Annotated in this window: 13 protein-coding genes; all 13 read right to left on the bottom strand. The window is 67.6% G+C overall.

Features of this window, described 5'->3' with window-relative positions; translation table 11 throughout:
- Positions 1-50: 50 nt before the first annotated feature.
- Entirely contained in the window at positions 51-1,235 is a 1,185-nt protein-coding gene (locus tag HCH03_RS04300) for a phosphoglycerate kinase (protein WP_221688510.1), read from the bottom strand.
- 61 nt (positions 1,236-1,296) lie between these two features.
- Positions 1,297-2,298: a type I glyceraldehyde-3-phosphate dehydrogenase gene (gap, locus tag HCH03_RS04305; protein WP_221688511.1), complete on the bottom strand. Its 1,002-nt coding sequence runs from the start codon at positions 2,296-2,298 to the stop codon at positions 1,297-1,299.
- A 250-nt stretch (positions 2,299-2,548) separates the two neighbouring features.
- The gene (gene whiA / locus HCH03_RS04310) at positions 2,549-3,478 is read right to left on the bottom strand and encodes a DNA-binding protein WhiA (RefSeq protein WP_080142957.1); all 930 of its coding nucleotides are present in this window, start codon (positions 3,476-3,478) and stop codon (positions 2,549-2,551) included.
- Entirely contained in the window at positions 3,457-4,581 is a 1,125-nt protein-coding gene (locus HCH03_RS04315; protein WP_221688512.1) for a gluconeogenesis factor YvcK family protein, read from the bottom strand. Before HCH03_RS04315 ends, whiA begins: the two co-directional genes overlap by 22 nt.
- An 11-nt stretch (positions 4,582-4,592) precedes the next feature.
- Positions 4,593-5,561, bottom strand: a complete 969-nt coding sequence (rapZ, locus tag HCH03_RS04320) for an RNase adapter RapZ (RefSeq protein ID WP_185905413.1) — start codon at positions 5,559-5,561, stop codon at positions 4,593-4,595.
- The gene (gene uvrC / locus HCH03_RS04325) at positions 5,554-7,884 is read right to left on the bottom strand and encodes an excinuclease ABC subunit UvrC (protein WP_246599644.1); all 2,331 of its coding nucleotides are present in this window, start codon (positions 7,882-7,884) and stop codon (positions 5,554-5,556) included. Before uvrC ends, rapZ begins: the two co-directional genes overlap by 8 nt.
- Positions 7,885-7,961: 77 nt before the next feature.
- Positions 7,962-8,345 (bottom strand): helix-turn-helix domain-containing protein, encoded by a 384-nt coding sequence (locus HCH03_RS04330; protein ID WP_221688513.1) that lies wholly within the window; start codon positions 8,343-8,345, stop codon positions 7,962-7,964.
- A gap of 3 nt (positions 8,346-8,348) precedes the next feature.
- The gene (locus HCH03_RS04335; RefSeq protein ID WP_185905415.1) at positions 8,349-8,762 is read right to left on the bottom strand and encodes a hypothetical protein; all 414 of its coding nucleotides are present in this window, start codon (positions 8,760-8,762) and stop codon (positions 8,349-8,351) included.
- Between the two features lie 298 nt (positions 8,763-9,060).
- Positions 9,061-9,948, bottom strand: a complete 888-nt coding sequence (locus tag HCH03_RS04340; protein WP_221688514.1) for a hypothetical protein — start codon at positions 9,946-9,948, stop codon at positions 9,061-9,063.
- Between the two features lie 207 nt (positions 9,949-10,155).
- Entirely contained in the window at positions 10,156-12,348 is a 2,193-nt protein-coding gene (locus HCH03_RS04345) for an ATP-dependent helicase (RefSeq protein ID WP_246599646.1), read from the bottom strand.
- 41 nt (positions 12,349-12,389) lie between these two features.
- On the bottom strand, positions 12,390-14,021 hold the full coding sequence (locus HCH03_RS04350) for a serine hydrolase domain-containing protein (RefSeq protein WP_221688516.1): 1,632 nt from the start codon (positions 14,019-14,021) through the stop codon (positions 12,390-12,392).
- A gap of 16 nt (positions 14,022-14,037) precedes the next feature.
- Positions 14,038-14,211 (bottom strand): hypothetical protein, encoded by a 174-nt coding sequence (locus HCH03_RS04355; RefSeq protein WP_185905420.1) that lies wholly within the window; start codon positions 14,209-14,211, stop codon positions 14,038-14,040.
- Positions 14,211-15,524 carry a D-alanyl-lipoteichoic acid biosynthesis protein DltD gene (dltD, locus tag HCH03_RS04360; RefSeq protein ID WP_221688517.1) on the bottom strand — a complete coding sequence of 438 codons (1,314 nt, stop codon included), beginning with the start codon at positions 15,522-15,524 and terminating at the stop codon, positions 14,211-14,213. The genes HCH03_RS04355 and dltD overlap by 1 nt, the downstream gene beginning before the upstream one ends.
- Positions 15,525-15,535 lie beyond the last annotated feature (11 nt).

The raw sequence follows: 15,535 nt of genomic DNA on the forward strand, positions 1-15,535 counted from the left end.
AAGCGATGCCTCATTAAGAAGGATTGCTTCCCCCTGTTTCTCGCCGCCGTTTACTTCAACGCCTCCACGCCGGGAAGCGCCTCGCCCTGGACGAGCTCCATGGAGGCGCCGCCTCCGGTGGAGATGAACGTCATCTGCTCGGCCAGGTCGAACTTGTTCACGGCGGCCACGCTGTCGCCGCCGCCGATGATGGTGTCCGCGTCGGCGTTGGCGGCCACGGCGTCGGCCACGGCCTTCGTGCCGGCCTCGAACGCCTTCATCTCGAACACGCCCATGGGACCGTTCCAGAACACGGTCTTGGCCTCGGCCACGGCGTCGGCATAGAGCTTCGCCGTCTCGGGCCCGATATCGAGGCCCATCATATCACCGGGAATGTCATCGACCGAAACCGTTTTGGTTTCGGCATCTTCCGCGAAGCGGTCGGCGACGACCACGTCCACCGGCAGCAGCAGCCGCACGCCGCGCTCCTCGGCCTTGGCGATCATGGCCGCAGCGCGCTCCACCCAGTCCTCTTCCTTGAGCGACGTGCCCACGGCCTTGCCTTGGGCCAGCAGGAACGTGAAGCACATGCCGCCGCCAATGACGAGCGTGTCGCACTTGTCCATGAGCGCGTCGATGACCTTGATCTTGTCCGACACCTTCGAGCCGCCGAGGATGGCGGCGAAGGGGCGGCGCGGGTTCTCCAGCATGCCCGAGAGCGTGCCCACCTCGCGCTGCATGAGGTAGCCCGCGTACGCCGGCAAGAGCGCGGCGACGCCCGCCGTCGACGCATGGGCGCGATGCGCGGTGCCGAACGCGTCGTTCACGTACGCCTCGCCGAGCGCGGCCAGCTCCTCGCAGAACGCGGGATCGTTCTTCTTCTCGCGCTTGTCGAAACGCAGGTTCTCCACCACCAGCACGTCGCCGTCGCGCAGCGAGGCGGCTTTCGCGCGGGCATCGTCGCCCACCGTGTCGGCAGCGAACACCACGGGCTTGCCCAAGAGCTCCGAGAGCTTCTGGGCGGCGGGACGCAGCGTGAACGCCTCCTCGAAACCCTCGCCCGCCGGGCGGCCGAGATGGCTCATGAGGATGACGCGCGCGCCTTGCGCAACGAGCTTCTCGATGGTGGGCAGCGCCGCGCGGATGCGCGTGTCGTCGGTGACGCCGCCGTCCTTCACCGGTACGTTGAAGTCGACGCGCACGAGCACGCGCTTGCCGCGCGCGTCCAGCTCGTCAACGGTTTTGATCTCGGCCATGGGTCCTCCTGTCTAAACGAGAAACGAGCCTGCCAAGGCAGGCTCGTTTCGGGGAATACTGTTAAAGAAGAATCTTGACGAGATCCTTCACGCGGTTCGAATAACCCCACTCGTTGTCGTACCAGGAGATGCACTTGATGAAGTTGCCCTCGCCGCCCAGCACCATGGTCAGCTTGCCGTCGTAGATGGAGGAGTGCGGGTTGTCCACGATGTCGATGGAGACGATCGGGTCCTCGGTGTACTCCAGGATGCCCTTGAGCGGGCCCTCGGCGGCGGCCTTCATCGCGGCGTTGATCTCGTCGATCGTCGCGTCCTTCTCAAGCTCCACCGTGAGGTCGACCATCGAGCCGTCCGGCGTGGGAACGCGGGTGGCGAAGCCGTCCAGCTTGCCCTTGAGCTCGGGCAGCACCAGCGACACCGCGCGGGCGGCGCCCGTGGTGGTGGGGATCATGGACATGGCGGCCGCGCGGGCACGGCGCAGGTCCTTGTGGGGAAGGTCGAGGATCTTCTGGTCGTTCGTGTAGGAGTGGATCGTGTTCATGTAACCGCGCTTGATGCCGAAGTTGTCCAGCAGCACCTTCGCGAAGGGGGCCAGGCAGTTCGTCGTGCACGAGGCGTTCGATACGATGTTGTGCTTCTCGGGATCGTACTGGTCGTCGTTCACGCCCATGACGATGGTGATGTCCTCGTTCTTGGCCGGCGCGGAGATGACGACCTTCTTGGCGCCCGCGTCGAGGTGCGCCTTGGCCTTCGTGCCGTCGGTGAAGAAGCCCGTGGACTCCACGACGACGTCGACGCCCAGCTCGCCCCAGGGGAGGTTGGCGGGCTCGCGCTCGGAGAGCACCTTGACCGCATGGCCGTCGGCCACGAAGCCGTCCTCGGTGACCTCGACCGTGTCGAAAGCGCGCCCGTGGATGGAATCGTACTTGAGCAGGTGGGCCATCGTCGGAATGTCGCCGAGGTCGTTCACTGCCACGACCTCGATCTCGGGATCGTTCACCATCGCGCGGAACGCCAGGCGGCCGATGCGACCGAATCCGTTAATGCCTACTTTGATTGCCATGCGTATCCCCTTTCGTAAAAGATACTTGGTTGCCCATCGTAACGCGCTGATCATACCACGCAAGCCGCCAACAGGCGCAACCTTGCCGTTCTCTCCCGAGAAAAAGCCGACGAACGGTTCTTCCGCCGTCATCCATCGGAAAACCCCTGCGCGGGCGCCGCTGCGAAAGGCCCCGCTCCAAGCCCTGGGCCCTCCCCTGTTTCGACGCGCGGAAAACGCCCCGCAAGGACGCCGTCGCCTTTCCGGAACGTCAGCCGCGGACCTCGCGGGCCATCTGCTCGATGCGGCGGACGCGGTGGTAGACGGCCGATTTGGACAGGGGCGGGGTCGCGCGCTCCCCCAGCTCCTTGAGCGTGGCGTCGGGGTAGGTGACGCGTAGGCGGATGAACTCCTGCAGGGCGGGCGGGAGGTTGTCCATGCCGTGGGCCTCCAGCACCGTGCGTATGGCGTATATCTGGTCAACCGAGGCGTTGGCGGCCTTCGCCTGGTTGGCTATCTCGGCGTTCGTCATGCGGTTCACGTCGTTGCGCACGCTCTTGATGACGCGGGCGTTCTCCATGGAGAGCGCGCTTTGGTGCGCGCCGGTGAACGCGAGGAACTCCAGGATGGCGGCCCCGCTTTTGAGGTAGACCATGTACGAGCTGCGGCGCTGCATGACGCGCGCGTTGATGTCCTTGCGCTCGAGCAGCTCCACGAGCCCCTCCGCCAAGTCCTCGTTCTCCACGGTGATCTCGAAGTGGAAGTCGCCGCGCGGATCCGACACGAAGCCACTGCCGAGGAACGCGCCGCGCAGGTAGGCCGCCGTGCAGCACTCCTTCGCCACGAGCTCGTCCTTGATGCCCAGCTCGAGCCCCTCGCCCGAGAGCACCCCCATGTCGCGCAGCGCGTCGGCCAGATGCGGCTGCGCGGGCACCTCGATAAGGTAGTTCGGCGTCTTGTGCAGCACGCTGCGGCGCACGGTGAGCTCGGTCTTCAGGTGGTACAGCTCGTGGAGCAGCTTGATGATGAGGCGCGCCACGCTGGGAGCGTCGGTGGCTATCTCGATGCGGTACGTGCCCTGGCCGCTGAAGAACAGCGTGCCCTCGATGCGCACGAGCGCCGCCAGCGTGGCCTTCTCGCAGTGCGAGCACACGGGAGGGACCCGGGCGAGCTCGTCTTTCACCTCTGCCGTGAACGACATAGCTTCAACACCCCCGAGAACGCGTCGCGCAGGGCCTGCGGATCGTGCCAGGTGGGGTTGTTCGCGTCCACGAGGTCGCGCGCGATGACCACCGGCCCCTGCTGCTGGATGGCCTGCACGTCGCGGTAGCTGATGCGCACCGGGCGGATGCGGCCGGAGAGCTCCGCGTCGTCGAGGTCCGACGTCGAGGCGTGCTCGGGCTCGGCGCCGGTCATGGCGCCGAACACGCCCGTGGCCGGGCTGTCGGGACGCAGCGGCACCGGCGTGTGCACGAGCACATAGTCCACCAGGCCCCGCATGCCGTGGTCCATGAGCGCCTCCACGTGCTCGCGCGCCGTGAGGCCCCACGTCTCGCCTTGCATGTCGGCCAGCGAGCACACGAACAGCGTGCTGGCCTGCGAGGCGCGGACGGCGTCCACCACGCCCGGCACCAGCAGGTTCGGGATGATGGACGTGAAGAGCGACCCCGGCCCCAGCACGATGAGGTCGGCCGCGCGGATGGCGTCGAGCGCCGGCTCGTACGGCTCGATGGGCCGCTCGGCGCGCAGCGTGACGCGGGCGAGCGCCGTGCGGGAATGGCACGCCACCGCCTGCCCCTCGAGCTCGCGGCCGTCGCGGGTGCGCGCGACGAGCGTCACGCGATCGAGCGTGGAAGGGCATACGCGCCCCTGGGCGTTCAGCAGCCGCTCGCAGATGGCGATGGCCTCGGGGAACGACCCGGCTGCGTCCTCGAGCGCCGAGAGCATGAGGTTGCCGAGCGTGTGGTTGCCCGCGAACGGGAAGCGGTACTTGAAGGCGCGGGCCAGCGGGTCGGTGGGGTCGCCCGCCATGGCGGCCAGGCACTTGCGCACGTCGCCGGGAGGCGTGACGTTCGCCTGCTCGCGCAGCACGCCCGTGGAGCCGCCGTCGTCGGCCATGGCCACGACGGCGCTCGTGTCCAGGCCCATGGACAGGAGCGTGCGGATGGACACGGGGGCGCCGGTGCCCCCGCCGATGACCACGGCGCGCAGGTGCTCGTCGGGCCCGACGACGGGCGGCGTGAAGCCGAGCGCCGCGAACGCGGCGGTGGCGGACGGATCGTGGGTGAACGCGGGGGTCGCCATGCGATTCGCCCCTAAGCCCGCGGGGAAGCCGGTTCGGGCGCGGCCTTCTGCGGAACGCCCGCGATGCGGCCGTCGGCGCCCTCGGCGAGCGCGAGGTCGCGGTGCGCGATGCTCACGCGGTAGCCCTTCGTCTTCAGGTAGTCGCCCGTGGACTCCGCCAAGGCCACCGAGCGGTGCTGGCCGCCCGTGCAGCCCACGGCGATGGCCAGCTGCTGCTTGCCCTCGGCCACGTAGCCCGGCATGACGCAGTCGAGCAGCGCGCGCCAGCGCTGCTCGAACTCCTCGGTCTCGGGGCGGTACAGCACGTAGTCGCGCACCGGCTTGTCGAGGCCCGTGAGGGCGCGCAGCTGCGGCTCGTAGTAGGGGTTCGGCAGGAAGCGCACGTCCATGACCAGGTCGGCGTCGAGCGGGGCGCCGTGCTTGAAGCCGAACGAGTACACGGTGACGGCCAGGCCCTGCTGCTCGGAGCCTGGCGCGAACAGCGCGCGGATGGTGGCGCGCAGCTGCGCCGGCAGCATGTCGGTGGTGTCGACGACGTGGTGAGCCGCCTCGCGCACCTCGAACAAAAGGTCGCGCTCGCGCTCGATGCCCTGCACGATGGACGCGCCGTCCGCGCACAGCGGATGCCGGCGCCGGCTGGACTTGTAGCGCGCGACGAGCTTGTCGTCGGCCGCGTCCAGGAACAGGATGCGGTAGTCGATGCCCTGCGCCTTCAGCTTTCCGAGCTCGGCCGTGAGGCTGGCGAAGAAGTCGCGGTTGCGCGCGTCGCACACCACGGCCAGACGGCGGTGCTCGTCGGGCTGCCCCGGCATGCCGGTGAGCTCGAGCAGGTTCCCGATGAGGCTGGAGGGGAGGTTGTCCACGCAGAAGTACCCCAGGTCCTCGAACGAGTGCATGGCCTCGGTGCGCCCGGCCCCGCTCATGCCGCTCACGATGACCAGCTCGGGCATGCTCGCCAGATCGGCGGTTTCGTCAGTCATGCTGCCGTCCTTCCCTCGTCTCCTCCGCGCCCTGCACGGCCGCCTCGACCGCCGCGTCCACGACGGCCGACGTCACCGCCGCCGGGCCCTCGCCCGCGGGCGGGCACGCGGCCTCGTCGGCCTCGCCGCCCACGACGCGCTCGTCTTTCCGCTCCCTATTATACTGCTGAAGCACCCGGTACAGCTCCTCGGCCACCTCGACGGGCACGACGCGCGCCTCCTTGATCTCGTCGAGCGTGGCGGCCTTCAGGTTCCTGAACGATTTGAAGTGCTTGAGCAGCGCCTTCTTGCGCACGGGCCCCATGCCCACCACGTCGTCCAGGATAGAGGCCGTCATGCCCTTGCCGCGCAGCTCGCGGTGGAACGTGATGGCGAAGCGGTGCGCCTCGTCGCGCACCTGCTTCACCAGGTAGAGCGACGCCGAGCCGCTGGGCAGCACCACCGGCCCCGTGTCCTGCCAGGGCACGAACAGCTCCTCGTCGCGCTTGGCCAGGCCGCACAGCGCGATGTCGTCGATGCCCATCTCCTCGAACATGGCGAGCGCCGCGGAGAGCTGCGGCTTGCCGCCGTCGAGGATGATGAGGTCCGGCTTGCTGCCGAAGCGCTCGTCGGCCATGCGCTCGGGCGCGTAGCGGCGGCTCATGACCTCCTGCATGGACAGGAAGTCGTTCGCCTCGTCGAGCGGCGTCTTGATCTTGAAGCGGCGGTACTGGTTCTTGTCGGGCTTGCCGTTCGTGAACACCACCATCGAGGCCACCGTGTAGGAGCCGTGGATGGTGGATATGTCGAAGCACTCGATGCGCAGGGGCGGCGCGTCCAGGGCTAGCGCGCTCTCCAGCTGCAGAAGCGCGTTGTTGATGCGCTTGTCGTCGTAGTTCGTGCGCACCTTGTAACGCATGAGCGTGTGCTTCGCGTTCGTCTCGGCCATGCCCACGAGCTCGGCCTTCTCGCCCTTCTGCGGCGCGTTGATGCGCACCTTCGCGCCGTGGAGGCTGGCCAGCTTCTCGGTGAGCCACGCCTCCATGGCCTCGCGGTCCTCGGGCTCGTCGCGCAGGATGACCTCGTGCGGGATGGACGTGGTGGCGTCGTAGTAGCGCAGCAGGAACATGTGCAGCAGGTCGTCGTCGGGGACGTCCTTGCCGCGGTCGAGCACGAACTCGTTGGAGTTGATGATGCGGCCCTCGCGCACCATGAACACGTGCACGCCCGCCACCGTCTCCTCGCGGAACAGGCCCACGACGTCGGCGTCGAGGTTGCGCGTGGACACCGCGTGCTGCTTGTCGGTGAGGCTCGCGATGGTGTCGATGCGCGCCTTGATGCGGGCGGCGCGCTCGAAGTCCAGCTCGGCGGCGGCCTCCTGCATCTCGGTCGTGAGCTCGTCGGTGAACTCGCGGTGCTGGCCCGACAGGAACCGCTCGATGCGCTTGACGTGCGTCCGGTACTCCTCGGGCGTGATGCCGCCGCAGCAGGCACCGGGGCCCAGGCCCACGTGCGCGTCGAAGCACGGGCGGGCGTCGCTGCCGAGCAGCGCGAGCGGGTCCTTTTCCAAGCGGCGCTTGAGCCCGCGCCAGTCGGCGCACGACGCGGCGCACAGCGGCACGACGCGGCGGGCGATGTCCACCATGTCGCGGGCGGCGCGGCTGTCGGTGTAGGGGCCGAAGTACTTGGTATCCGCACGGTGCTTCTCGCGCGTGTACTTGATGGCGGGGAACACGTCGCCCTTCGTAAGCGCGATGAACGGGTAGGACTTGTCGTCCTTGAAGTCGGCGTTGAAGAACGGCGCGTGCTGGTTGATGAGGTTCTTCTCCAGCACGAGTGACTCGTGCTCGTTCTCCACCACCAGGTAGTCGAAGCTGTCGATCTGGTCGACCAGCAAAGGGATCTTCGCGCGCTCGTCCTGGAAGTTCACGTACTGGCGCATGCGGGCGCGCAGCTGTTTGGCCTTGCCCACGTAGATGACCTGACCGGACTTGTCCTTCCACAAATACACGCCCGGCAGCGCGGGCACGGCGTTCAGCTCCTGCTTGATGCGCTCGAGCTTGGCGGCGAGCGCCTCGTCGGCGCGGGCCTCGGCGTTGAACGCGCGCGCAGCGCTCTCGAGCGACGGCCGGCGGCGGCCCTCGCGCTCGAGGCGCGCGGCGGTTTCGGAGCCGGGTGCGGGGGCATCGCCCGCGTCATCGGCGCCGCCCTCAGCCGCACTGCCGTCGAAGCACGCCCGATCGCCGTCGTCCCAGCGCTCGAAACCGCCCGCGTCGGCGGGACCGAGGCCGTCGTCGGCGAACGGGAAGCCGTCTTCGGGAATGATGTCGGTGGGATCGTCCATGCCGTCAGTATAGCAAACCGCACAGGCGTTCCCCTGAGCGCGCCCCCGCTCCACGCGGTTTGCAAAAGCGGTGCCCCTTACGCCCGCAAAGCTCGGGAGGTTGTCGCGCGGGGAGCTTTGCCAGTGGCAGGCGAATCAAAGGCAACGACCTTTGAGGACACAGCGCAACCCGGCCCCTTCCCCGAACCGACCAGCCGAGGAGCCTCGAGGCCGCAGTCAAGGGCAAGGGCCATTCGCGCCATGGTCTTCACCGTCATGTTCGACTCGCCACGCAGCATGCCGCACAACGTCGGCTGCTTGATGCCCATGCGCCTGGCGAGCTCCGCCAACGTCAATCCCTGTCGAGCCGCCTCATCCATGACGGCGCTGCTGAACTCGCCCGCAACGCTGTAAGCGAGCGTTTGGGGGGTTTCCTCGAGCTCGACGCCGAACAGCTTCTCGGCTTCGTAATCCCTGACCATCTTTCAACCTTCTTCCCGAGCGGCTAGCAAAGCTTCGACTAGTGCTGCTTTTCGTTCAGCCTCGTCGATGAGCGCATGCATGTTCCCCGAACCCTGATGGGTCTTTTCGACGGAGAGAAGCACAAGCGCGTTCTGCCCTGATTTCTGGTATGCGATGCCTCTTATCACCGTTCCGAAAACCTTCACTTCGACGACAGGGCCCCTGAGCCTTCTTATCAGACCGATTGCAAGACTGCGTCCGATTCCGTCCCTGTCGATTCTTCGCAACGCTTTGAAAAGGCACAACGCCGCCTCCCTGTTCTGCCTTTTTTCTGCGAATCTCTGCAAAAACGTTCTACCAGCACCCTTCGGCACCAGTGCGTACAGGCATGAACAGGAAGGTACGCTTTGAAGCTCCCATTGATCCGGATCAAACATACCGCCTCCTTAGGTTATATCCTAATACCCTCCGTTTGTAAAGAAGGAAGCGGCTTCCGTGAATGGCCGATTGCATGCCTTCCCCGCAAATAGACAACCGCTTTCCACTTCTTTGCGGCTGTCCCCCATCAAGGGTTAGGCGACACCAACCAGTTCTAAAAGACTATAGGCAGTATAGCATATTACACGTACATTTGTTTCTATAATGTACGAAATAATGAAAATGATGCTAGGGCTAAAGGTGCCGATAGAGAGACGAGCGCGAACGCTTTGAGCAAATCATCTTTCGACGGCGACATTATTTCACGGCGACGTACCGAGCGCAGGCTTCCAAGTCGAGGAGCGGAGCTTCGCCGTCGGCGTCGAAGCGCTGTTGGGCGACGTACACCTGCGCTTTCGACCATGTCGAGGGAGAGCCCACGGCGACGGCCCGCTCGTCTTCCGCGTTCGGGCCGAACCCTTCGGTGGCGCACACCACATAGAACAGGGGCTCGCCCGTCGTCCGGTCGCTCACGTTCAAAGCGTAGCCCACGCCCTCGTCCCCCTCGATCCGATGCGTGCCGTCGTACGAGAATTGCCAGTTCGCGGCTTCCGGCGCGGTTAGATCGAACGAGTAGTACGGCAACTCGAGCGCCCGCTCGGCATCGGCGACCGCCCCTCGCTTCACCGACACGTACGAGGCGTACTCCTCGGTATGGTCGGAAAGCCGACTGTGCTGCGGGTCGAACATCGCGCTGTACACGCTCACGTAATTGCCCTCGAGCAACGGCGTCGATCCGGCGCTCGTCGCGTAGAACGTTCCCTGCGGGCCCCAGGCGTCGGTGAAGCACGTGACGCTGAACAGCGCCATCCCCGTATCGTTGGACAGCACGCCCGTCGAATAGCCCAAGCCCAGCCCGGGGTCCGGCATGGTGTAATCGTTGGAGTAGCTGAACGTGGTCGTCCCCGCCCACGACTCGGGCAGGTCGATCATGTAGTACGGCGTTTCGAACGCAACGCCTGCGTCGGGCACGAACGGCTGGGCGGTCGCCCCTATCGGCGGAGCCGCCGCGACGGGAGCTTCCGTCTGCGCAGGGGCCGAGCAGCCCGCGGTAAGCGAGGCCAGAAGGAGCAGCGCCGCAAACGGCACCGCCCGCTTCGCGGCTCCGAGTAACGCGTGAAGCGAACCTTCGCAAGCAGAAATCATGTTCATCAGCTCTTTTCCAAAGACGACGGGGCACCTGCCAGGGCGCACGAAAGGACGACGTTGCGCAGCAGCGAGACGTCGCCGGACTCGCGATCCGGCTGAGAGGGAAAATCGAGAGTTGCCTGCAGTCATGGGCCTGCTCCCAATCCGTTTGAAACGTGATCCGGGAATCCAGTATAGCAAACGGCGCCTCGAAGCGGGCGGCGTTCAGGCGTCGTCGAGCTTGGCCTTGAACGAGATGGTGCGCGGCGTGTCCAGATCGTCGAACGCCACCTCGTAGGCGCGCTTCTCGGCGTCCACGGCCTCCACGCGCCCCGCGCCGAACACCGCATGCACCACGCGATCGCCTGCCGCGAAGCGCGCGTCGCGAACGAGGTCGGCGATCCAGCGGTCGGCGAGCGCGTAGGCGGCGCGGGCGTCGTCGAGCTCGCGGTCGACGGGCTTGTTCGAGAACTCGAGCGCCGCCGGGTCGATGTCCAGCAGGAAGCGCGACGGGTAGCGCGGCGCGCCCTCGTGGCCGCACCCTTCCGCCTCGGTGAGGTACAGCCCGTCGCGCGCCCGCGTCATGGCCACGAACGCCAGCCGCCGCTCCTCCTCCATGCCCTGCGGCGTGCTGGTCTTGCGCGACGGGAGCACGCCCTCGCTCATCGAGCAGAGGAACACGTGCGCGAATTCGAGGCCCTTGGCCGCATGGACGGTCATGAGCCGCACCTTGTCCTGCGCGTCGTCCATGGCGTCGGCGTTCGTGAGCAGGGCCGTGTGCGCCAGGTAGTGCTCGAGCGTCACCTCCTCGCCGCACGTCGTCTCGAACTCGTAGACGGACTGCTTCAACTCGGCCAGGTTGTCGAGCCGCTCCTGGCTGCCCTCGGTGCGCAGCGCGCGCTCGTAGCCGCTTTCCGACAGCACGGCCGCCAGGACCTCGGACACCGGCCGGCCCTCGTACGACGAGCGGAAGCGGTCGACCAGCTGCAGCAGCTGGCGCGCCTTCGTGCGCTTGAACAGCTCGTCGTCAACGAAGCGCTCGAGCGCCTCGAACAGGCTGCATCCCAGCTCGTCGGCCTTCTCGCGCAAAAACGCCATGCGCCGGGCGCCCAGGTTGCGCTTGGGCGCGTTCGCCACGCGCGCGAAGTCGAGGTCGTCCTGGTAGGCGACGAGGCGCAAATACGCAAGCGCGTCCTTGATCTCGCGGCGGCCGAAGAACGGCACGCCGCTGCACACCGCGTGCGGCACCTCCGCGCGCAGCAGCGCCTCTTCCACGGGCCGCGACGCGTAATGGGCGCGGTAGAGCACCGCCATGTCGCGGTACGCCACGCCCTCGCCGTGCAGCGCGAGGGCGCCCTGGGCGATCCACACGGCCTCGTCGTCCGAGCTCTTGGCGTGGTGCCACACCGTGGGGCCGTGGACCGCGCGCATGGCGACCAGCCGCTTGGGCACGCGCTCGCGGTTCTTCTCGATCAGCGAGTTGGCCACGGCCACCACGCGCGGGGCCGAGCGGTAGTTCTCCAGCATCATGACGGTGCGCGTGCCGGGGAACCGCTTGTCGAAGTCCAGCAGGTAGCGCACGTCGGCGCCGCGCCAGGTGTAGATGGTCTGGTCGGGGTCGCCCACCACGAACAGGTTCTTGTGGTAGCCGGCCAGCACCTCCATGAGCTCGTGCTGCAGGCCGTCGATGTCCTGGAACTCGTCCACCATGACGTACTCGAGCCGCTTCTGCCACTTCAACCGTATGTCGGGGTTCTGCTCGAAGAGGTACAGCACGAACACGATGAGGTCGTTGTAGTCCAGCCCGAAGCACTTCTTCTCCTGGTAGAGGTAGCCGTAGAAGATGATGTCGCGGGCGTCCGTCGCTTCGAGGTACTTCTGACGCAGGCCCTCGAGCGGCATGGCCAGCATGTCGCGGTAGTAGCCCGGGCGCTCCTTCAGCTTCATGATCTCGATCATGTCGCGGGCCTTGGAGAACGTCATGTCCCGCAGCGTGAGCCCGCGCTCCTCGTAGATGGTCTGCAGCATGGCGTCGATGTCGGCGTTGTCCAGCACGAGGAAGCTCTTCGGGTACTGGAGGGCGTGGGAATCCTCCTGCAGCACCGACACGCAGAAGCCGTGGAACGTGTTGATGTAGCCGGTGTCGTTGTCGCCCGTGAGGCGCCGGATGCGCCGCCTCATCTCGTTCGCCGCCTTGTTCGTGAACGTGGCGCACAGGATGTTGCCGGGCATGATGCCCAGGTCGTTCACCAGGTAGGCGAAGCGGTGCGCGAGCGCCCGCGTCTTGCCCGTGCCCGCGCCGGCGATCACGCGCACGTAGCCCTCGGTGGCCGTGACGGCCTCGCGCTGCGCGGCGTTCAGGCGCGGCTCGCCGCTCCCGTCATCGCCGGGTCGAGCGTTCTTTGCACTATCGATCATCTGTTCCATGCGTGCAGTATATCAAAAACGTACGGATGTTTTTATACCGCATGCGTGTTTTTCACAGCGGGACCGTTGCGAGGGCCGTCGTCGCGCGAGCCTTTGGCGACGAGCATCAGTTTCGCAACCCCTGCGACGACGAGCAGCGCCGCGCAAACCAAAAGCACGGCCGACACGTCGGGAGCGAACGCGAGCAGGTCGCGCCAGGGAACGCCCCAAGCGAACGGCAGCGCGAGCAGGCCCAGAGGCGCGACGACGTGCAGCAGAACGGCGCGCACGACGCGCGCGCTCCTCCCCCGCCCGCCAAAGGAGCGCGATGCCGACCCGTCCCCCCTGCGCGCGGCCCACCGCGGAAGCGTGACGAGCGGCAGGGCGCAGGCCAGCGAAACGCTCAGGTACAGCACGTCGTCGCGCTGGTGCGCCCGCCACACCCAGGCGGCGTCCACCGGCTCGGGGTCCGCGCCCACCGCCGCCGCCACCACGCCGCTCGCCATGTCGAAGAACAGGCCGTCTCCCCCCGCGTGGTCGCTCGCGTCCCCCAGCACCACCACGCCCAGGTCGCGCTCGGGCAGCAGGCACATGCTGGCCACGTAGTTCTCCACCTGGCCGTCGTGCGACAGCACGAGCTCGCCGTCGTCCCAGCAAAACGACGTCCACCCCATGCCGTAGTACGTGTCGCCTTCGGGGTCGGGCACGCGGTCGAGGAACATGCTCGCCACGCCCTCGGGCGACAGCACGCGCGCCCCGTTCGCACCCACGCCGCCGTTCAGGTACATCTGCAGGTAGCGCGCCATGTCCTCGACGCTGGACGCCACGTAGCCCGACGGAGCCGCGCCCCATGTCTCGTCGCTCGAACCGTGCACGAAGCCGTCCGCCACGGGAACGCCGAACCAGGCGCGATGCCCCGGCGCCATGCCGAACGCCGCGGCCCGGGCAGGATCCGCGCTCGACGTCGCCATGCCCAAGGGGCCGAGCACCCGGCCGTCCAGATAGTCGGCGTAACTTTGCCCCGACACGGCCTCGACGATGCGTCCGAGCAAGTCGTAGTTCGCGTTCGCGTAGGAGAACTTCCCGAACGCGTCACCTGCGCGCGCGTCGGCAAGCGATTCGTAGTACCCGAACCCGCTCGTCTGGTTGAGCAGATCGCGCACCGTCACGGCGGCGGGCACGTCGTAGGCGGGCGCGTAGGCCGACGCCGGAGCGTCGAGGTCGATCGCGCCCTCCTCGACGAGCTGCATGACCGCGAGGGCGGTGAAGGACTTGCTCAGCGAGCCGATGACGAACGGGGCGTCCGGGCCGGGAACGTCCCCCAGCGTGCGAAGGTAGCGGACGTCTTGGCCGTCGACCACGGCGACGGCGACGCCGGGCACGCCCGTGGCGGGAAAGTTCCGATCCAGGTACGCGTCGATGCGCGCGGCAAGTGCGGCGCCTTCCGGCTCCTGCCCTTCGGGAGGCGCCACGTCCCCCACGTCGCCCAAACCGCTCGGATCGCCTTCGGGCGCGCCGTCGCCTTCGGCGTCCGACGCGGAAGCGGCGGCATCCGGCTCCGGTTCGGGCTCCGGCGCGCATCCCGGAACCCCCAGGCATGCAAGAGCCAACGCCAGCGCGGCGCACCATGCCGCGGCAAGGGCCGCCGGCCCGCCGCTCTCCCGTTTCGTTCCCCGTTTCCGCACGAATCGCCGCCTTGCCCTAGAAATTGCTGTACACGAATTGAACGGGCCCGCTCAGGCCCGAGAACAAAACGAACCACGCGAGCAGCGCCGCAAGGCCCGCCGCCGCGCCGAACGCGAGCGCGGCCGCCAGAGCCGGGCGCGTCTCGACCGCGCGCCGCGCGCCGTCGACCGCCGCACGGAACCGCTCCATCACGCGCCCCCTTCCGCCACGCCGACCAAAGACGCGCCCGCATCGCCAGCCGCCTCGAGCCCCTCGGCCGAACCGAACGCGCCGCCGCCCAGAAACGCGTCGTCGCGGCCGTGGACGAAGTCGTAGAAGGCCCGCTCGATGCGCACCCAGCCGCGCCAGCCGGGATGCACGGTGTCGCACAGGAAGTACTTCTCGTACTCGCAGCTGGAGAAGTCGGCGTAGGCCGCGCCCACATCGTCGCAGATCGAACGGACGCGCTCGTAGAACACGCTCCGCGTGCCGGCGTCGACGCCCTCGCGGTCGTACCAGGCGCCGTGCATCGGCAGGATGACCACGAGCGGCTCGATGCCCGTCTCGCGGCACACGTCCAAGAAGCACGCGAGGTCGGCGTACTCCTCGTCGGCGTGCGCGAAGTCCTGCCCGCGCTCCGCGTCGTAGTGGGAGTTCTTCTGCCAGTACGCGTCGTAGACCCCGTAGGGGTTCGTGGTGCAGGCGGCGTCCCCCGACGCGTCGGCCTGCGCCAGCAGCGCCTCCCAGTCGGGCTCTCCCGTGGGCTCGCCGGACGACCGGACGGCGCTCTTGAGCGGCGACTGCGCGATCACCTGCGGCAGCCGGCTGCGGACGCGCAGGTCCTCCGCGAAGGAGAACGCCGCGTCGTTGGCGGCGTCCGGCACCGAGTCGCGGTTGGCGGCGGCCACGTGCGCGGCGTCCGCGCCGAGCGCCTCCACGCGAGAGCGCACGTAGGCCTTCGTCTCGTCGGACACCCGGGGGTTCGCCACGAACTGCCGGTACAGGGGGTAGGAGAACTTGGAGGCGAACTTGTCCTGGGCGCCGTTGCCCTTGAAGAACCACTGCGGCGACACCACGATCAGGGCCTTCTTGTTCTTGACCTCGCTTCCATAGGCCCCGGCCGCGACGGCCTGCCACAGGCTCTGGTCGTAGGCCTCCCCGATGTAGGTGAGATCGACGCCGCACGCGTTCTCACCGAACACCGCCTGGGGGCACTGGGGCACCTTGTCCTTCGAGATGTAGAACTCGGACGACCCGAACGCCAGGTAGCCGTCGTCGCTCATGGCGGACAGCGTGAACGCGGTGCTCTCGGACTTCACGCCCGAGTAGACGTAGTCGTAGAGCCGCGCCGGATCGTGGTCGGTCGGGCGCGGCAAGAGGAACGCGTCCGCGCCCGCGAACGCGAGCACGACCGCCAACAGGCCCGCCAGCACGCCGCGCAACAGCAGGCGGCCTCGCTTGCCGTCGCGCGCGCCGCATGCGGCGGGCTCGTTCGATGCGGATGCCGAAGGACTCGAAGCCATAGGGCGCTCCT

The sequence above is a fragment of the Gordonibacter massiliensis (ex Traore et al. 2017) genome (assembly GCF_019731765.1).
In the GTDB taxonomy this organism is placed as follows: Bacteria; Actinomycetota; Coriobacteriia; order Coriobacteriales; family Eggerthellaceae; genus Gordonibacter; species Gordonibacter massiliensis.

What these genes read in the sequence shown, in the direction of transcription:
- HCH03_RS04300 (WP_221688510.1), bottom strand. Translation starts at nt 1,235, where the DNA reads ATGGCCGAGATCAAAACCGTTGACGAGCTGGACGCGCGCGGCAAGCGC.
- gap (WP_221688511.1), bottom strand. Translation starts at nt 2,298, where the DNA reads ATGGCAATCAAAGTAGGCATTAACGGATTCGGTCGCATCGGCCGCCTG.
- whiA (WP_080142957.1), bottom strand. Translation starts at nt 3,478, where the DNA reads ATGTCGTTCACGGCAGAGGTGAAAGACGAGCTCGCCCGGGTCCCTCCC.
- HCH03_RS04315 (WP_221688512.1), bottom strand. Translation starts at nt 4,581, where the DNA reads ATGGCGACCCCCGCGTTCACCCACGATCCGTCCGCCACCGCCGCGTTC.
- rapZ (WP_185905413.1), bottom strand. Translation starts at nt 5,561, where the DNA reads ATGACTGACGAAACCGCCGATCTGGCGAGCATGCCCGAGCTGGTCATC.
- uvrC (WP_246599644.1), bottom strand. Translation starts at nt 7,884, where the DNA reads ATGGACGATCCCACCGACATCATTCCCGAAGACGGCTTCCCGTTCGCC.
- HCH03_RS04330 (WP_221688513.1), bottom strand. Translation starts at nt 8,345, where the DNA reads ATGGTCAGGGATTACGAAGCCGAGAAGCTGTTCGGCGTCGAGCTCGAG.
- HCH03_RS04335 (WP_185905415.1), bottom strand. Translation starts at nt 8,762, where the DNA reads ATGTTTGATCCGGATCAATGGGAGCTTCAAAGCGTACCTTCCTGTTCA.
- HCH03_RS04340 (WP_221688514.1), bottom strand. Translation starts at nt 9,948, where the DNA reads ATGATTTCTGCTTGCGAAGGTTCGCTTCACGCGTTACTCGGAGCCGCG.
- HCH03_RS04345 (WP_246599646.1), bottom strand. Translation starts at nt 12,348, where the DNA reads ATGATCGATAGTGCAAAGAACGCTCGACCCGGCGATGACGGGAGCGGC.
- HCH03_RS04355 (WP_185905420.1), bottom strand. Translation starts at nt 14,211, where the DNA reads ATGGAGCGGTTCCGTGCGGCGGTCGACGGCGCGCGGCGCGCGGTCGAG.
- dltD (WP_221688517.1), bottom strand. Translation starts at nt 15,524, where the DNA reads ATGGCTTCGAGTCCTTCGGCATCCGCATCGAACGAGCCCGCCGCATGC.